We start from the raw sequence: 13,509 nt of genomic DNA on the forward strand, positions 1-13,509 counted from the left end.
AATCTGATGCCCTTAAATTGAGGAAACTTTAAAAAAGTTTCAATGGGAGAGTCAAAGGTGGGGTTGCATACTTTCTGCTACGAACTGGGCGATGAAAGGCTGTGCTTCTGGTTTTGGGTGTAATCCGTCTTCCATCATCCATTCTGGTTTGATAATGACTTGCTCCAAGAAGAAGGGTAACAAAGGTACTCCAGACTCTTGGGCAAGGGCAGGATAGATACCCTCAAACATCGACGCATAACGTTTTCCATAGTTTGGTGGAATACGAATTTGCATTAGCAGAACTTTTGAACCAGCCTGTTGACTCATCTCAATCAACGACGCCAAGTTGTTCTTGATTATGCTAGGCTGGAATCCTCTTAAGCCGTCGTTAGCACCTAATTCTATTAGGACGTAATCTGGCGAGTGTTGTTTAAGAAGACCAGGGAGCTTGGCGAGGCCATTGCTCGTAGTATCGCCAGAAACACTGCCGTTGATGACCTTCATCGGTTCATCACCTGATGATAACTCGTCAGATAACATCGTTGGCCAGCTCTGTTCTGCGCGCATGTTGTAACCTGCGCTTAAGCTGTCCCCGAGAATGAGTAACGTTGCCGCTTTTGCATGAAAAGAGGCCAAGGAAATAACAATTAAAACGAAATAGGAAAGTTGCCGAATCATGAGTTCTTCCATAATCAAAGCTGAATCAGTGACCAAAGTAGTGTCTACGAAAACGGAGCATTTAACAATCCTAGAGAATGTAAATCTGTCTATTCAAGAGGGTGAAAGCATCGCAATCGTGGGAACATCGGGTGCAGGTAAGTCAACCCTGATGACTTTGTTGGCTGGACTAGATGTACCTTCAAATGGGACGATTCAGCTGCTCGAACAAAACATATCCAGTCTTGATGATGAGGCTCGAGCCAAGATACGCAGTGACCATTTGGGTTTCGTTTTCCAAAGCTTTTTGTTGATTCCGAGTCTATCTGCTTTGGGTAATGTGACATTACCTTGCCTGTTGAAGGGAGAAGATGAGGATACTGAGAAAGCTAAAGCACTTTTAGAGTCGGTTGGTCTTGGTCATCGTATCGATCACTTGCCATCGCAATTGTCAGGGGGAGAACAACAACGTGTTGCTATTGCTAGAGCATTCATGACCAGTCCCAAAATCCTTTTCGCCGATGAGCCAACTGGAAACTTAGACCAAAATACAGCGCATAAGATCGTTGAGTTACTTTTTAATCTTAACAAAGAACATGGCACGACATTAGTGTTAGTTACCCATGATTTAACGCTAGCAAAACGTTGTGATCGCGTGTTCCACATGAATGCTGGAAAGTTGGAAGAGGAATAAGCGATGGCACAAGGAGGACTTAACAAAAGGCTAGTTAGTTGGAGCATTGATGAAATTAAGCAAGGGCAACTTTGGCCGATTGCTATCTCACTCACTCTAATCATTGCCTGTATCTTTGGCTTAGCAGCACTTGCAGAGCGGATGGAGCAAGTCATTGTCAAGCAGGGCAAAGATGCACTTACCGCTGATACGGTGTACATCACTGCGAACCCAATAACGCCAACCAATCAACAATATATTGAGTCCTCTGGACTCAACGTTTCTTTTTATACTCGCTTTGCCACGATGTCTTTTAGTGATAATGGCATGCAGCTTATTACCGTTAAGGCAGTTGACGATAGATTTCCTTTGAGAGGAACGTTAACGCTTGCAACCGATACGGGTACTCAGCATCGCGTGAAACCTGGAGAATTATGGCTGGACAGTCGGATCGCTGAGCAGCTTGGTGTTAGTCAGGGTGACGTTGTCACTGTTGGTGACGCAGATTTAACGGTGAGTGGCGTCATCTTGGAGGAGCCCGGTATTAGCTTTAATCCGTTCCAGCAGATGCCTACTGCATATATTCACCAAGATTCAGTAGATGCCACGGGTGCGGTACAATTGGGCAGTCGTGTTCAATTCAGGGCTTATTTAACGGGTGACGATGCCGCGATTGCAACATTAAAAGACCAAATAGAGCTAACACCAAGTGACCGATGGCGAGATCAAAGCTCGGGTAGTCGTACTAATGAAATATTCGATCGAACCACTCAGTACTTGTCTCTTACGGTCGCTATCATCATTATTATGGCGGCAACAACGTTAGTTCTGACTTGTCAAAATTACGTCCAGAGCAGAAGACAAACTGTCGCTATGTTAAAAAGCTTAGGAGCAAGCAAAGCATGGTTGGTTCGCTGGCTTAGTATTCAAACTTTGTTGCTGGTGGTGTTAGCGATCTTTGCAGGTTTGGTATTGGGTACGCTTCTCGAAACGTTACTTCGATTGCCACTTACTGACCTGCTACCCGATCCACTTCCAAGTTATGGCATGACGCCAGCATTCATCGCTGTCGTTTCTAGCTTGTGTATCGGTGTACCAGCTCTGGGTATACCACTGTATAAACTTATCTCAGTCTCTTCTGTAGAGGTGTTACAAAGTGCAGATGAGAAGCGTGGCGGATTCATCTACCTATTGATTCTAGTTCCCCTTATTCCTTTGCTTATTGCGTATCGTGACAACAACTTAGTGTGGATAGTTCTCGCGGGCATCGTTGGGTTGTTTCTAGTTTTAGGGGCGATTAGCGTTATTTTCACCTTACTTCTTTCAAAAGTGTCGCTGCCTGTCTCTTTGAAACTGGCGGTCAGTCGCATCAACCGTAGCAAGCGGCATACTGGACTTCAATATGGTGCGTTAGGACTGTCATTAATGTTGTTGACGACAATCTGGTTAGTCCGAAGTGACTTATTAAGTGATTGGCAGCGAACACTGCCAGCAGACGCCCCTAATGCGTTTGCGCTTAATATAGGCGAACATGAGAAGCAAACTTACCTAGATGCACTCGACGGCAACAATATCCAGCGTTCAGAGGCGTTTCCTATATCTAGAGGCAGATTAACTGAGATTAATGGGGAAGACGCTCAATCTCGACAAAAGCAAGGGCTAGAACAAGAAGATGCCCTAAGTAGGGAGCTTAACTTTACTTATGCTGCAACTCTTCCGACTTATAATGAGGTACTTGAGGGAGAATGGACTGAAACTAACGGTGTTTCTGTAGAGAAAGAGGTCGCTGAAAACCTGAATCTCAAACTTGGGGATGAACTTGGATTCACGATCAATGGGCAAAAGGTAACGGCAAAAATCAACTCCATTCGCTTTGTTGAGTGGCGCGATATGAAACCAAACTTCTACTTCATATTTACCCCTGATGTGCTGGCTGATATCCCAAGCGCGTGGTTAGTGAGCTTTCGACTCGAAGACAAAGATAATGCTTTAATTGGAGAATTATCACGAAATCACCCAACGGTGAGTTTAATGGATATTCGTTTGATGGGAGAGAAGATTCAAGGGTTACTTAGCCAAATAGTCTGGTCAATTACCGTATTAGCTGCATTGGGCGTTTTATCTGGAGTGTTACTCATCTTTACTTTACTCCGTTTGAGCTTATCTCAAAGACAGGCAGAGATTCGTCTGTACCGTACACTTGGCGCCAGTCGAAAACGAATTGTTCGGACGATATGGGCCGAGTACGGGATTATGGCGATAACAGCTGGCCTTGTCGCTACACTTGGCGCAGAAGTCGTAGTTGGCTCGATCATGAAATTCGGCTTTGAATTGCCGTGGAGTTGGCATTTATCCACGTGGGTAATGGTACCAGTAATCGCATTCGTTACATTAGCACTGGTGTTATTTTCATTGATACGACAAATGCTTACTACAAGTCAGAAGCAGTTTGCTTAATACTTAGCCACCGATTTTGATGAGTTATCCACAAAATCGGTGGATAAAGTCTTGGATAACTCGATAGTAAAATTACTGGCATAAAACTGTAACCATTGATTTATCGGTAATGGAAAGGAATTTCAATCAAAATCTACATTGGTTTGAGTTATGCACTGAATTACTGTCAAGAAAAACATCACAAAAATAGTGATTTTTTTTAATAAATTAAAAGGCTAAAATTGACCTCCTTTATAACGCCGATAACTAAGCGATGAACAGAGATTTAGCGGTGGCAACCAGCGGTAAAAGAGTTGCAATCATTGGTGGAGGTGTAGCTGGTTCTACAGTAGCACTTTATCTAGCAAAACAAGGGCTAAGCGTTTCGCTGTTTGAAAAAAACGACAATCTAGTTAGCGGCCCACCAATCTGTCATCTACATGCTGGCGGCAATCTGTATCGTGAGCTTTCCCAGCAACAATGTCTCGATTTGCTAGTACAGTCGATAGACTTCGTGAAGTTCTTTCCCGCTACCGTCAATAAGCGTCCCACCGTTATAGCCGTCCCGAAGAATGATGATGGTACACCGGAGTCCTTGTTACCTCGTTTAGAACTGCTCCGAGAAAGCTATCTACAATTAGTTAAAGCAAATCCAGCTAACCAAGTGTTGGGTAGTCCCGAAGACTATTTTCATGAGTTTAGCTTCGCACAATTGAAAGCCTTGGCATCACTTGAAGCCCCAACAAAACCCTCCACGATCGATGAGTGGTTAATACCTTTCGCAAAGCATGCTGATTTGAACAAGCTTAAGTATCCGGTTTACGTAGTACAGGAATACGGCCTAAGTCTATTTCGCGTGGCGGCGTCAGTAGAGCTCTCTTCTGATAATCTAGAAAACCTGGACATTCAAACGGGTCGCTGCATTCAGTGTGTTTCTCAATTGGGTGATGGGTATAGACTACAATTTGAAAATGGCCATGAAGCTCATTTTGATTTTGTCATCAATGCCTGCGGCTTTAGAACAGGTATAATTGATGATCAACTGAAATTATCACGAAAACGTCTTGTCGAGTTCAAAGCCGCTTATGTCACTCAATGGCAGAGTCATAAGAACGAAAAATGGCCAGAAATTATCTTTCATGGCAAGCGTGGTACGCCACAAGGCATGGCTCAGTTGACGCCTTATCCCGGCGGTTACTTTCAGCTTCACGGTATGACTAAGAACATCACTTTATTTAATGAAGGGCTTGTCCAGTCGACCTCAGAGAGCGCGCAGCCTCAATTACCGCAAAACCTAATTAACAAAGTCGACAAAGGTTGGTCTTTGGAAGTTCAAACACAGCGAGCTTGCAACGCGATACAGCACCTTAGTCAATATATTCCTTGCTTTGAGACAGCTCAGCCAGCAGGAACACCTTTGTACGGTGCGCAGCAAATTCCCGGCAACGACCCAAGCCTTAGAGCTGCAGATGTAAGCTTCGAAGGAGAACGTTACGCTCGACTGGAAATTGTGAAAGCCTCTTCTGCGCTGCTTGCTGGTAAGAAGATCGCTGAAAAATGGTTTGGTATCCCTGCCGCTACAGGTAATGACGTGGACTCAATAATTGAGGACGTTGATGCTATTGAAGCTCGGGCGAAACAAATCGCGATGAGTAGAGGGTACCCTGAAGAGTTGGCAATCGCCTATTAATCAATCAACTAAAGAAAAAATTGAGTAATTCTCACCATTGATAGTCGTAATTCAGTTTTGATTGCATATAATCCTTTGTAGATTAGACATGGAGTTGGCACATGAATGTTTTGGTTACTGGTGGCGCTGGTTACATAGGTAGCCACACCTGTGTACAGTTAATAAATGCAGGTATGACGCCTGTCATTTTCGATAACTTATACAATGCAAAAGCAGCTGTGTTAGACAGAATAGAAAAAGTGTCTGGTACACGACCTGCATTTATCCAAGGTGACGTACGCGATAAATCATCGCTATTGGAAGTTCTGAAAGCGCACAATATCAATTCAGTTATTCATTTTGCTGGATTAAAAGCGGTTGGTGAATCTGTTGAAAAGCCACTTGAGTATTACGACAACAACGTTAACGGAACGTTAGTTTTAGTAGACGCGATGAGAGAAGCCGGAGTTAAGCACTTAGTGTTCAGTTCATCTGCAACGGTTTATGGTGATCCAGCTTCTGTTCCTATTACAGAGAGTTTCCCAACAAGTGCTACTAACCCTTACGGCCGAAGTAAGTTAATGGTTGAAGAATGTTTAACAGACTTTCAGCAAGCCAACCCAGACTGGACGATAACTTTGCTACGTTATTTCAACCCAGTAGGGGCACATCCAACCGGAGAAATGGGTGAAGATCCTCAAGGGATCCCTAACAATTTAATGCCATTCGTCTCGCAGGTTGCTGTTGGACGTCGTGAATTTCTTTCGGTATTCGGCAATGACTATCCGACGCCAGATGGTACCGGTGTTCGTGACTACATTCATGTTATGGATTTAGCAGATGGCCATATTGCGGCTCTCAAGACGCTGAATAATCAAAAAGGCTTGCACGTCTATAACCTTGGGACGGGTAATGGTTCGAGTGTTTTAGATATGGTTAAGGCGTTTGAGTTAGCTTCAGGAAAACAAGTTCCTTACAAGATTGTAGAGCGTCGCCCTGGTGATATTGCGGAGTGCTGGGCAGACCCAAGTAAGGCTAATAAAGATTTAGGTTGGGTGGCTACACGATCATTGCAAGATATGACAACTGACGGTTGGAAGTGGCAATCGCAAAACCCAGAAGGGTATCCGGAATAATGTTTTATTAACATTTAATTACCATTGATAACAACTGAGCGCATAATGCGCTCTTTTTTGATCTAGATCTCCTTAAGCAGTGAATAAAAAGTATGAAATTGTTGTAATTTTGATAAAATGGTATCAGTACTTAATTTTATGTATGAAATAACTTTTTAATCTAAGGGGAACTCAATGGAGTTAGCACTCATCATTACTTTCGTAGTTGCAGCAGTAGTAATGGTTAAGAAAGAAATGGCTAATAAGTAATATTCATTCTAACACTTTGATTACATACCTTTTATCTGAATGAATTTATTAACAAAAACCGGCGAAAGCCGGTTTTTTTATGCCCAAAATTTGCGTAATTAACGATAAAAATAAATTGTCGTAACGGTCAAAAACAATCGTTGTATTTTTATCGACTAAACTCTTAAGGTGCACGCTCTTTCCGGTCGTCCGATACCGGGGTTTCACACTCATAAAACTAAACATCTATAAGAGGATACTGCCATGCGCATTGCGATTCTATCTCGCAACGAAAACTTGTACTCAACTCGCCGCCTAAAAGAAGCAGGGGAAGCGAGGGGACATCAAGTGGATATCATTGATACCCTGCATTGCTATATGGATATTACTAGTAGTAACTCTAAAGTCCGTTATATGGGTGAGGAATTACCTCAATACGATGCAGTCATTCCACGAATTGGGTCATCTATTACGTTCTATGGAACAGCAGTAGTACGTCAGTTTGAGATGATGGGTACATTTTGTGTAAACGAGTCGGTTGCGATAAGCCGCTCACGTGACAAGCTGCGCTCATTGCAACTGCTATCACGCAAAGGTATCGGTCTGCCAAGAACTGGTTTCGCTAGTAAGCCAGATGATATTCCAGATCTTATCAAGAATGTTGGTGGCGCACCGCTTGTCATTAAGCTGTTAGAGGGTACTCAAGGTATCGGTGTGGTGCTTGCAGAAACTCACAAAGCTGCTGAGAGTGTTATCGAAGCCTTCATGGGTCTTAAAGCTAACATCTTGGTACAAGAGTTCATTGAAGAAGCTAATGGCGCTGATATTCGTTGTTTTGTCGTTGGTGGCAAAGTGATTGCGGCGATGAAACGTCAAGCGGCAGAAGGTGAGTTTCGTTCAAATCTACATCGCGGTGGTAGTGCTCAGCTTATTAAGCTTTCTAAAGAGGAACGCGCAACTGCTGTAGCTGCGGCTAAAGCGATGGGACTGAACCTGTGTGGTGTTGATATTCTGCAATCAAAAAATGGTCCAGTAGTGATGGAAGTTAACTCATCACCAGGTCTTGAGGGAATTGAAAACGCGACAGGTAAAGATGTGGCGGGCTTAATTTACGAGTTTATCGAGAAAAATGCCAAGCCTAACAACAACAAAACAAAAGGACGTGGTTAAATGGCAAAAGAGCTTGTCATTGCGGGCGTAGAAATACGCCCGGGAGAGCGTAAAGAAATAGATATACCAGTAGCTAAGCTGTATACCGATGCAGAAGTATCAATACCAGTACAGGTCATTCGTTCTAAAAAAGAAGGCCCAGTGGTGTTTGTCAGTGCAGCGGTACATGGTGACGAGTTGAATGGTATTGAAATCATCAGTCGTCTTATCGCAGAGAACCTAAAACTCCAGAATGGTACGTTAATTTATGTACCTATGGTGAATGTCTACGGCGTATTAAACCAAAGCCGTTACATGCCAGATCGCAGAGACCTCAATCGCTGTTTTCCTGGCTCGAAGAAAGGTTCTCTTGCTGGTCGACTAGCTCATACATTCTTAGAAAGCATTGTCGCACATTGTGATTATGGTATTGATTTACACACAGGCGCGATTCATCGTTCTAATTTGCCACAAATTCGTGCCAACCTTGAAGATGAAGAAACTAAGCGTCTCGCGGAAGCATTTGCAGTACCAGTATTGTTGAATGCAAACATCCGTGATGGCTCTTTACGTGAAGCTGCTGTAAATCATGGTGCTCGAGTGCTGCTTTATGAAGCTGGTGAAGCGTTACGTTTTGACGAACTTTCGATTCAGACCGGCGTTAAAGGCGTTTTGAGAGTGCTCAAAGCACTTGGCATGATTCGTAAGCGTGTTTCTAAAGCGAAAACTGAACCGTTTATAGCTAACCGCAGTGATTGGACTCGTGCAGACGCGAGTGGATTTGTTAAAGAGTACGTACAACTTGGTTCTATGGTTGAGAAAGGCGAAACATTGGCAGATATCAATGGCCCGCTAGGAAATAATATCAGCCAAGTAAAATCAAACCGTACGGGTATCATCATTGGTAAGCAGAACATTCCTTTAGTACAGGAAGGTGAGGCTATGTATCACATTGCGTATTTTGGAGACAGCGCAGAAGAGGTATTTGAACATATCGAAATCATGCAAGAGTCGATTGTTCCTGTAGAACCGAGCATGTAACACTATGCCAAACACATATAATGACAGAATGATAATTGGTAACTTGGAAGTGTGCAGTCTTCCTGAGTTGGGAATCTTCGATCTCGAAGTTCGTATTGATACTGGGGCTAAAACCTCATCTCTTCATGTGGACAACCTTGAACGCTTCAAACGTGACGGGCGCATGTACGTTCAATACGATCTTCATCCAGATATCTATCATTTGGAAGAAATCGTACACTGTGAGTCACTTATCCACGACTCAAGGCGCATCAAATCATCCAACGGTGACTCAGAGCAACGTTGTGTGATTCAAACGCTATTCCGATTGGGGGATAGAGAGTGGCCAATTGAAATTACATTAAGTAATCGTCAGGATATGTCGTATATGATGTTATTAGGACGTGAAGCGATGGCCGACAAAGTCTATGTAGACCCAAGCAGAGCGTTTCTGATTGACTAATTAAACCGCCTTCGGGCGGTTTTTTGTGATTCGGTTAGGAAGAATATACGAGCTTTTTCTGGGCAAAAAAAAGTAGAGCACTTGGCTCTACTTTGCGTTTAGGAGGAAAGATCACAATACTTATGCTGGCTCTAGAACGTCATCGTTATCCATATCATAATCATAGTCTTTCGAAGCTTCGTGATACTTCGATTTACTATTTAAAGTGTGGAACGCTCGTCTTCCGCGTGCTAAGCGAACGTATTTAAGCCAAGTATGTTCCAGTTTAGATTTCGCCTTACTCGGGTTAACGATCACTTTAGTGAAGTGTTTCTCTTCAGCGTTCTCTGGTGAAATATCACCGCGCTCAAGCGCAAGCATAGTTTCACCATAAGTTACTAAGATGTCCTCTTCCAAAAGTGTAAAATCTCCCGATTTAGCGAATCCGCGTGGAAACTTTACTGCATCATAAAAACGTTTCTTGCCGTGGCGAAATTGAGTTTCAGTCATAGAGACCTCAAAGCAAATAGGTAGTAAAGCAAGGTAATTCAGGTGGCTCCGCAACAATCCAAAGAAAAGTCGACTAAACCGTTGAATCCCGTGTTGGTTCGATGCTGAAAATAGTGTGAAAACGGAAAGAAAGGAAACGAATTGTTTTTGTCGAAATCACAAAATTTCTTTATGCTTAATACAGCATAACTGTGTAAGAATACTGAGCTAACTTTTTCGTTAGCTCAACTACTTAGAATCTGTTTAAGAGTCATTTTTATGGACGTAAAAGTATTTCAAACTTTCCTCGAAGTCGCGAAGGAAAAGCACTTTGGCCGCGCATCAGAAAATCTCTATATAACTCAGGCCGCTGTGAGTGCTCGCATTAAACAACTAGAGGAATACTTTGATACTCGACTGTTTACAAGACACAGAAACAACATCCAACTAACGTCGGCTGGCCAAAGGCTAATAGGGTACGCAGAAGTAATGGTATCGACGCTCAAGCAAGCGACGTTTGACTTATCACTAGAGAGCAACAAAGCGTTGCAATTGACGATTGGTGGTACACCTAACATTTGGGATGCCTATCTGCAAAACTGTTTAAGTGTCGTCACTGACTCATTAACCGGCTATGGCTTTGTTGCTGAGTCTTTGGGTCGTGAGCAGCTAAATAGGAAACTACTTGAGCGCACATTAGATCTTGCATTCTCTTTCGACCCATTTAAAGTCGAGGAATTTAAAAGCCATCAGATTGCTGAATTGACACTAGTACTGGTTTCAACAGAGCAACGTGTGCTTGATGATGCTTTTAAAGATAAATATGTATACGTGGATTGGGGTACACAATTTGCTTTTGAGCATGCGGACAGACACCCAAATATTCCAGCACCATATCTACGTACTTCAACAGGTCGAATTGCGTTGGACTTTATTCTTGAGAAGGGTGGTTGCGCGTATTTGCCATCTTCACTTGTTGAGCCTTTCTTAGACTCTGGACAGCTCTATCAAGTCGACGGGTCTGAGGTTTGGTCTCGTCCTTTATTTATCAGTTACCGCAAAAACAGCACGTCTATAGAGGCAATACTCCAAGTAGAAAAACTGATTAATACTATTGAACCAACGACAAGTTATTTGATGCAGCAGGCTGGGGAAAATACGGATTAAGTAACAACTTTACGTACTCTAGTAACATATAGCAAAAGGCTTCACCTAAATAAGTGAAGCCTTTTTGATTTTACAGATTACTAAGCACTAACCACAGTTAAATTATTCATCCAATAGCGTTTTAAATAACGATGGAAACACAAAGCAAACTTAACTACTTCTTCAAAAAGCATACAGGCATAGACAACCTGAAATTCAAGTCCGAATACAAACGCTGCGGTTGCGGTTAGCGGAAGTCCCACAGTCCACATTGCGATGAAGTCCATTCTTAAACAAAACTCATTATCTCCTCCGGCTCGTAGAATACCGTTGATGATAATAAGGTTCAGCATGCGTAACCATATCGCACAACACAGAATGAACATCGCGGGTGCAGCAAGCGGATAAAGTTCTTCGGTGGTTAAGTTCAGCCACTCAAGAATGACTTCACGACCAAGTAGTAGAATCGCTCCTGTGACGATTCCAAACAAGAATACCGCTTTAATAAAGAATTTAGACATGCTGAATGCCTGTTCAAATTCGTCTCTGCCTAAGGATTGACCAAGTAGAACAGAGCAGGCTACCGAAATACCAAAAAACAGCGAATAACACAGCGACTCAAATGGTCCCATCATGCTGAAAACAGCGAGCTCGGTAGTGCCCATATGACCAAATATCACTTGGTACATAAGTGTACCCATTGCCCATAAAATAGCGTTAAGCGTGGTCGGCACCGCGAGTTTTTTATAAGAACCCCAGAGTCGTTCGGTATTCTCAAGTTTCGCTTCTGTAAGAAGCCAATGGTTACGATAGTTGAGATATACCCAGATAAAAACCACTTGAAGTAATCTTGATATGGTTGTCGCTAATGCAGCGCCGGCTACGCCCATTGGAGGGACACCCATACCGCCTTTAATTAACCAGAAGTTGAGGGCAATGTTGATAAAGATTGTCATAGCCCCGAGAATTAAAGGTGTGACAGCGTCACCGGATGAGCGCATTGCTGATTCCGCTACAATCACTACGTGAGTCAATATAAGTACCGGAAACGCATACCATAAATAGGTAGCACCAAGCTCAATAACGGTAGCGTCGTTGGTTTGCAACATCATAATAAAACTGGAGAAGAGCGTGATACCTAATGTCACGGGTACTAACAGCTTTGCACCGAACTCCATTGAAAGCTGGGTGATAGTTTTGGCGCTACGTTTGTCGTTACGTCCCCAATACTGAGCAACGAGTACACCGTTGGCTGAAGCCATTCCGGCCATGATCATAATAGCGACAAAGTGCCATTTAGAGGCAATGCCCACTGCAGCAGTTGCTTCCTTACCAAAATCACTAACCATCAGTACGTCCGCCAGTGCCAAAATTGCAACAAGTGCACTTTGAATTGCGACGGGGAAACCAAGCTTTACCACAGAAGAGAGAAGATGGTTTTGAGAAGCCTTGTTAGATGACTTAAGATAGGTTTTAGTTGTCATAGCTGCCCTCCTGAAAGTGTGATTTGAATCATATAAACGGTGGTAATATAAGAAAATTGGGACATCAAAACCATGTTCAAAAATAGACAAAACCTGTGCAAATCCGTCATTGATGAATTTGACATCAAGTCTGAGTGGATAGATGAAGTCTTTTTATCGGAGGCATGTGAAGAACGCTTTCTTTCGTCTAATGATATCCCCGAGTTCATTCCTGAAGATATCTTCATGGCTGGAATGGCAAACTTGATTGAAGGCTACCATGTGGAGCGTAAGGGCATTGATGTACACACAGTCTTATTTACAATCGAAGGTGGTGGCGTGTTGATGACGGAGGATTTTGTTGCTCCTATCGAGCCGTACTCGATAGTCGTATTACCTGCACACACACCATATCGATTTGAGATCAACCCTCAATATAAACATTGGCGCATGATCTGGTTTCTACCTAAAGACCGACCACGTTGGCAAGCGTTATCTGATTTAGGACAGAAAGTACTGCCATTTCATGGTTGTGAACGGATTTGGGCCTTAATGACACTCCTGTATTTGGAAATTGGTGGCAGAGCAAGTTATCGAAAACTGCTAGTAGGGGAAGTGTGCCGTATTATTACTGGATTTGAGTCGCAACCTACTGACTCGACCGTTCGAGTACAAGCTTTGTTCAGTCAAATTGAAGGTCAGCTTCATCTACCATGGACTGTTAAGACGATGGCGAATAGAACATTTTTAAGCGAAGAGCAGCTCGCACGAATATGTAAGCGGCTTTACAACGTGTCACCACGAGCAAGACTCATTAATCTACGTATGGAAAAAGCGTGTGATTTGCTAAGAAATAACGATTGGTCAATTGCCATGATTGCGGAGCGATTAGGATATCGTGATCCGTTCAATTTTACCCATAGGTTCACAAAACATATGGGTAGTTCGCCAAGTGCATATCGTAAACAAGTAATGCAATCGAATGAAGAAAGATAGAGCGCTCCTGCGCTCTATGGTGG

General features: G+C 43.1%; 12 protein-coding genes. 9 read left to right on the plus strand and 3 right to left on the minus strand.

The window, feature by feature from the left end:
* Positions 1-51: 51 nt before the first annotated feature.
* Positions 52-660 (minus strand): multifunctional acyl-CoA thioesterase I/protease I/lysophospholipase L1, encoded by a 609-nt coding sequence (gene tesA, locus OH456_RS04745; RefSeq protein ID WP_006071723.1) that lies wholly within the window; start codon positions 658-660, stop codon positions 52-54.
* Here tesA and OH456_RS04750 point away from each other — a divergent pair.
* The 7 genes from OH456_RS04750 (at position 659) to OH456_RS04780 (ending at position 9,413) form a co-directional block, all read left to right on the plus strand.
* A complete protein-coding gene (locus OH456_RS04750) occupies positions 659-1,333 on the plus strand; it encodes an ABC transporter ATP-binding protein (RefSeq protein ID WP_006071725.1) in 675 nt (224 codons plus the stop codon). The genes tesA and OH456_RS04750 overlap by 2 nt on opposite strands.
* A gap of 3 nt (positions 1,334-1,336) precedes the next feature.
* Positions 1,337-3,769 carry an ABC transporter permease gene (locus OH456_RS04755; protein WP_270032911.1) on the plus strand — a complete coding sequence of 811 codons (2,433 nt, stop codon included), beginning with the start codon at positions 1,337-1,339 and terminating at the stop codon, positions 3,767-3,769.
* A gap of 253 nt (positions 3,770-4,022) precedes the next feature.
* Positions 4,023-5,438 (plus strand): FAD-dependent oxidoreductase, encoded by a 1,416-nt coding sequence (locus tag OH456_RS04760; protein ID WP_270032912.1) that lies wholly within the window; start codon positions 4,023-4,025, stop codon positions 5,436-5,438.
* A 101-nt stretch (positions 5,439-5,539) separates the two neighbouring features.
* On the plus strand, positions 5,540-6,553 hold the full coding sequence (gene galE, locus OH456_RS04765; protein WP_236111628.1) for a UDP-glucose 4-epimerase GalE: 1,014 nt from the start codon (positions 5,540-5,542) through the stop codon (positions 6,551-6,553).
* A gap of 492 nt (positions 6,554-7,045) precedes the next feature.
* Positions 7,046-7,951, plus strand: coding sequence for a 30S ribosomal protein S6--L-glutamate ligase (gene rimK, locus OH456_RS04770; RefSeq protein ID WP_038226968.1), 906 nt, complete (start codon positions 7,046-7,048; stop codon positions 7,949-7,951).
* Entirely contained in the window at positions 7,952-8,971 is a 1,020-nt protein-coding gene (locus tag OH456_RS04775; protein ID WP_038226967.1) for a succinylglutamate desuccinylase/aspartoacylase family protein, read from the plus strand.
* A gap of 4 nt (positions 8,972-8,975) precedes the next feature.
* Positions 8,976-9,413: an ATP-dependent zinc protease family protein gene (locus tag OH456_RS04780; RefSeq protein WP_031495458.1), complete on the plus strand. Its 438-nt coding sequence runs from the start codon at positions 8,976-8,978 to the stop codon at positions 9,411-9,413.
* A 120-nt stretch (positions 9,414-9,533) separates the two neighbouring features.
* Here the strand turns inward: OH456_RS04780 and OH456_RS04785 are convergent, their stop codons facing one another.
* A complete protein-coding gene (locus tag OH456_RS04785) occupies positions 9,534-9,902 on the minus strand; it encodes a DUF413 domain-containing protein (RefSeq protein WP_031495460.1) in 369 nt (122 codons plus the stop codon).
* Between the two features lie 258 nt (positions 9,903-10,160).
* Here OH456_RS04785 and OH456_RS04790 point away from each other — a divergent pair, with 258 nt between their 5' ends.
* Positions 10,161-11,048, plus strand: coding sequence for a LysR family transcriptional regulator (locus tag OH456_RS04790; RefSeq protein WP_124942137.1), 888 nt, complete (start codon positions 10,161-10,163; stop codon positions 11,046-11,048).
* Positions 11,049-11,128: 80 nt separating this feature from the next.
* Here the strand turns inward: OH456_RS04790 and OH456_RS04795 are convergent, their stop codons facing one another.
* Positions 11,129-12,511 (minus strand): MATE family efflux transporter, encoded by a 1,383-nt coding sequence (locus tag OH456_RS04795; RefSeq protein ID WP_270032914.1) that lies wholly within the window; start codon positions 12,509-12,511, stop codon positions 11,129-11,131.
* A 72-nt stretch (positions 12,512-12,583) separates the two neighbouring features.
* Between OH456_RS04795 and OH456_RS04800 the strand changes: the two genes are divergently transcribed.
* Positions 12,584-13,486 carry a helix-turn-helix transcriptional regulator gene (locus OH456_RS04800; RefSeq protein WP_270032915.1) on the plus strand — a complete coding sequence of 301 codons (903 nt, stop codon included), beginning with the start codon at positions 12,584-12,586 and terminating at the stop codon, positions 13,484-13,486.
* Positions 13,487-13,509: the final 23 nt, after the last annotated feature.

This window comes from Vibrio sp. La 4.2.2, from assembly GCF_027586995.1.
Classification (GTDB): domain Bacteria; phylum Pseudomonadota; class Gammaproteobacteria; order Enterobacterales; family Vibrionaceae; genus Vibrio; species Vibrio mediterranei.

What these genes read in the sequence shown, in the direction of transcription:
- tesA (WP_006071723.1), bottom strand. Translation starts at nt 660, where the DNA reads ATGATTCGGCAACTTTCCTATTTCGTTTTAATTGTTATTTCCTTGGCC.
- OH456_RS04760 (WP_270032912.1), top strand. Translation starts at nt 4,023, where the DNA reads ATGAACAGAGATTTAGCGGTGGCAACCAGCGGTAAAAGAGTTGCAATC.
- OH456_RS04780 (WP_031495458.1), top strand. Translation starts at nt 8,976, where the DNA reads ATGCCAAACACATATAATGACAGAATGATAATTGGTAACTTGGAAGTG.
- galE (WP_236111628.1), top strand. Translation starts at nt 5,540, where the DNA reads ATGAATGTTTTGGTTACTGGTGGCGCTGGTTACATAGGTAGCCACACC.
- OH456_RS04755 (WP_270032911.1), top strand. Translation starts at nt 1,337, where the DNA reads ATGGCACAAGGAGGACTTAACAAAAGGCTAGTTAGTTGGAGCATTGAT.
- OH456_RS04790 (WP_124942137.1), top strand. Translation starts at nt 10,161, where the DNA reads ATGGACGTAAAAGTATTTCAAACTTTCCTCGAAGTCGCGAAGGAAAAG.
- OH456_RS04775 (WP_038226967.1), top strand. Translation starts at nt 7,952, where the DNA reads ATGGCAAAAGAGCTTGTCATTGCGGGCGTAGAAATACGCCCGGGAGAG.
- rimK (WP_038226968.1), top strand. Translation starts at nt 7,046, where the DNA reads ATGCGCATTGCGATTCTATCTCGCAACGAAAACTTGTACTCAACTCGC.
- OH456_RS04800 (WP_270032915.1), top strand. Translation starts at nt 12,584, where the DNA reads ATGTTCAAAAATAGACAAAACCTGTGCAAATCCGTCATTGATGAATTT.
- OH456_RS04750 (WP_006071725.1), top strand. Translation starts at nt 659, where the DNA reads ATGAGTTCTTCCATAATCAAAGCTGAATCAGTGACCAAAGTAGTGTCT.
- OH456_RS04795 (WP_270032914.1), bottom strand. Translation starts at nt 12,511, where the DNA reads ATGACAACTAAAACCTATCTTAAGTCATCTAACAAGGCTTCTCAAAAC.
- OH456_RS04785 (WP_031495460.1), bottom strand. Translation starts at nt 9,902, where the DNA reads ATGACTGAAACTCAATTTCGCCACGGCAAGAAACGTTTTTATGATGCA.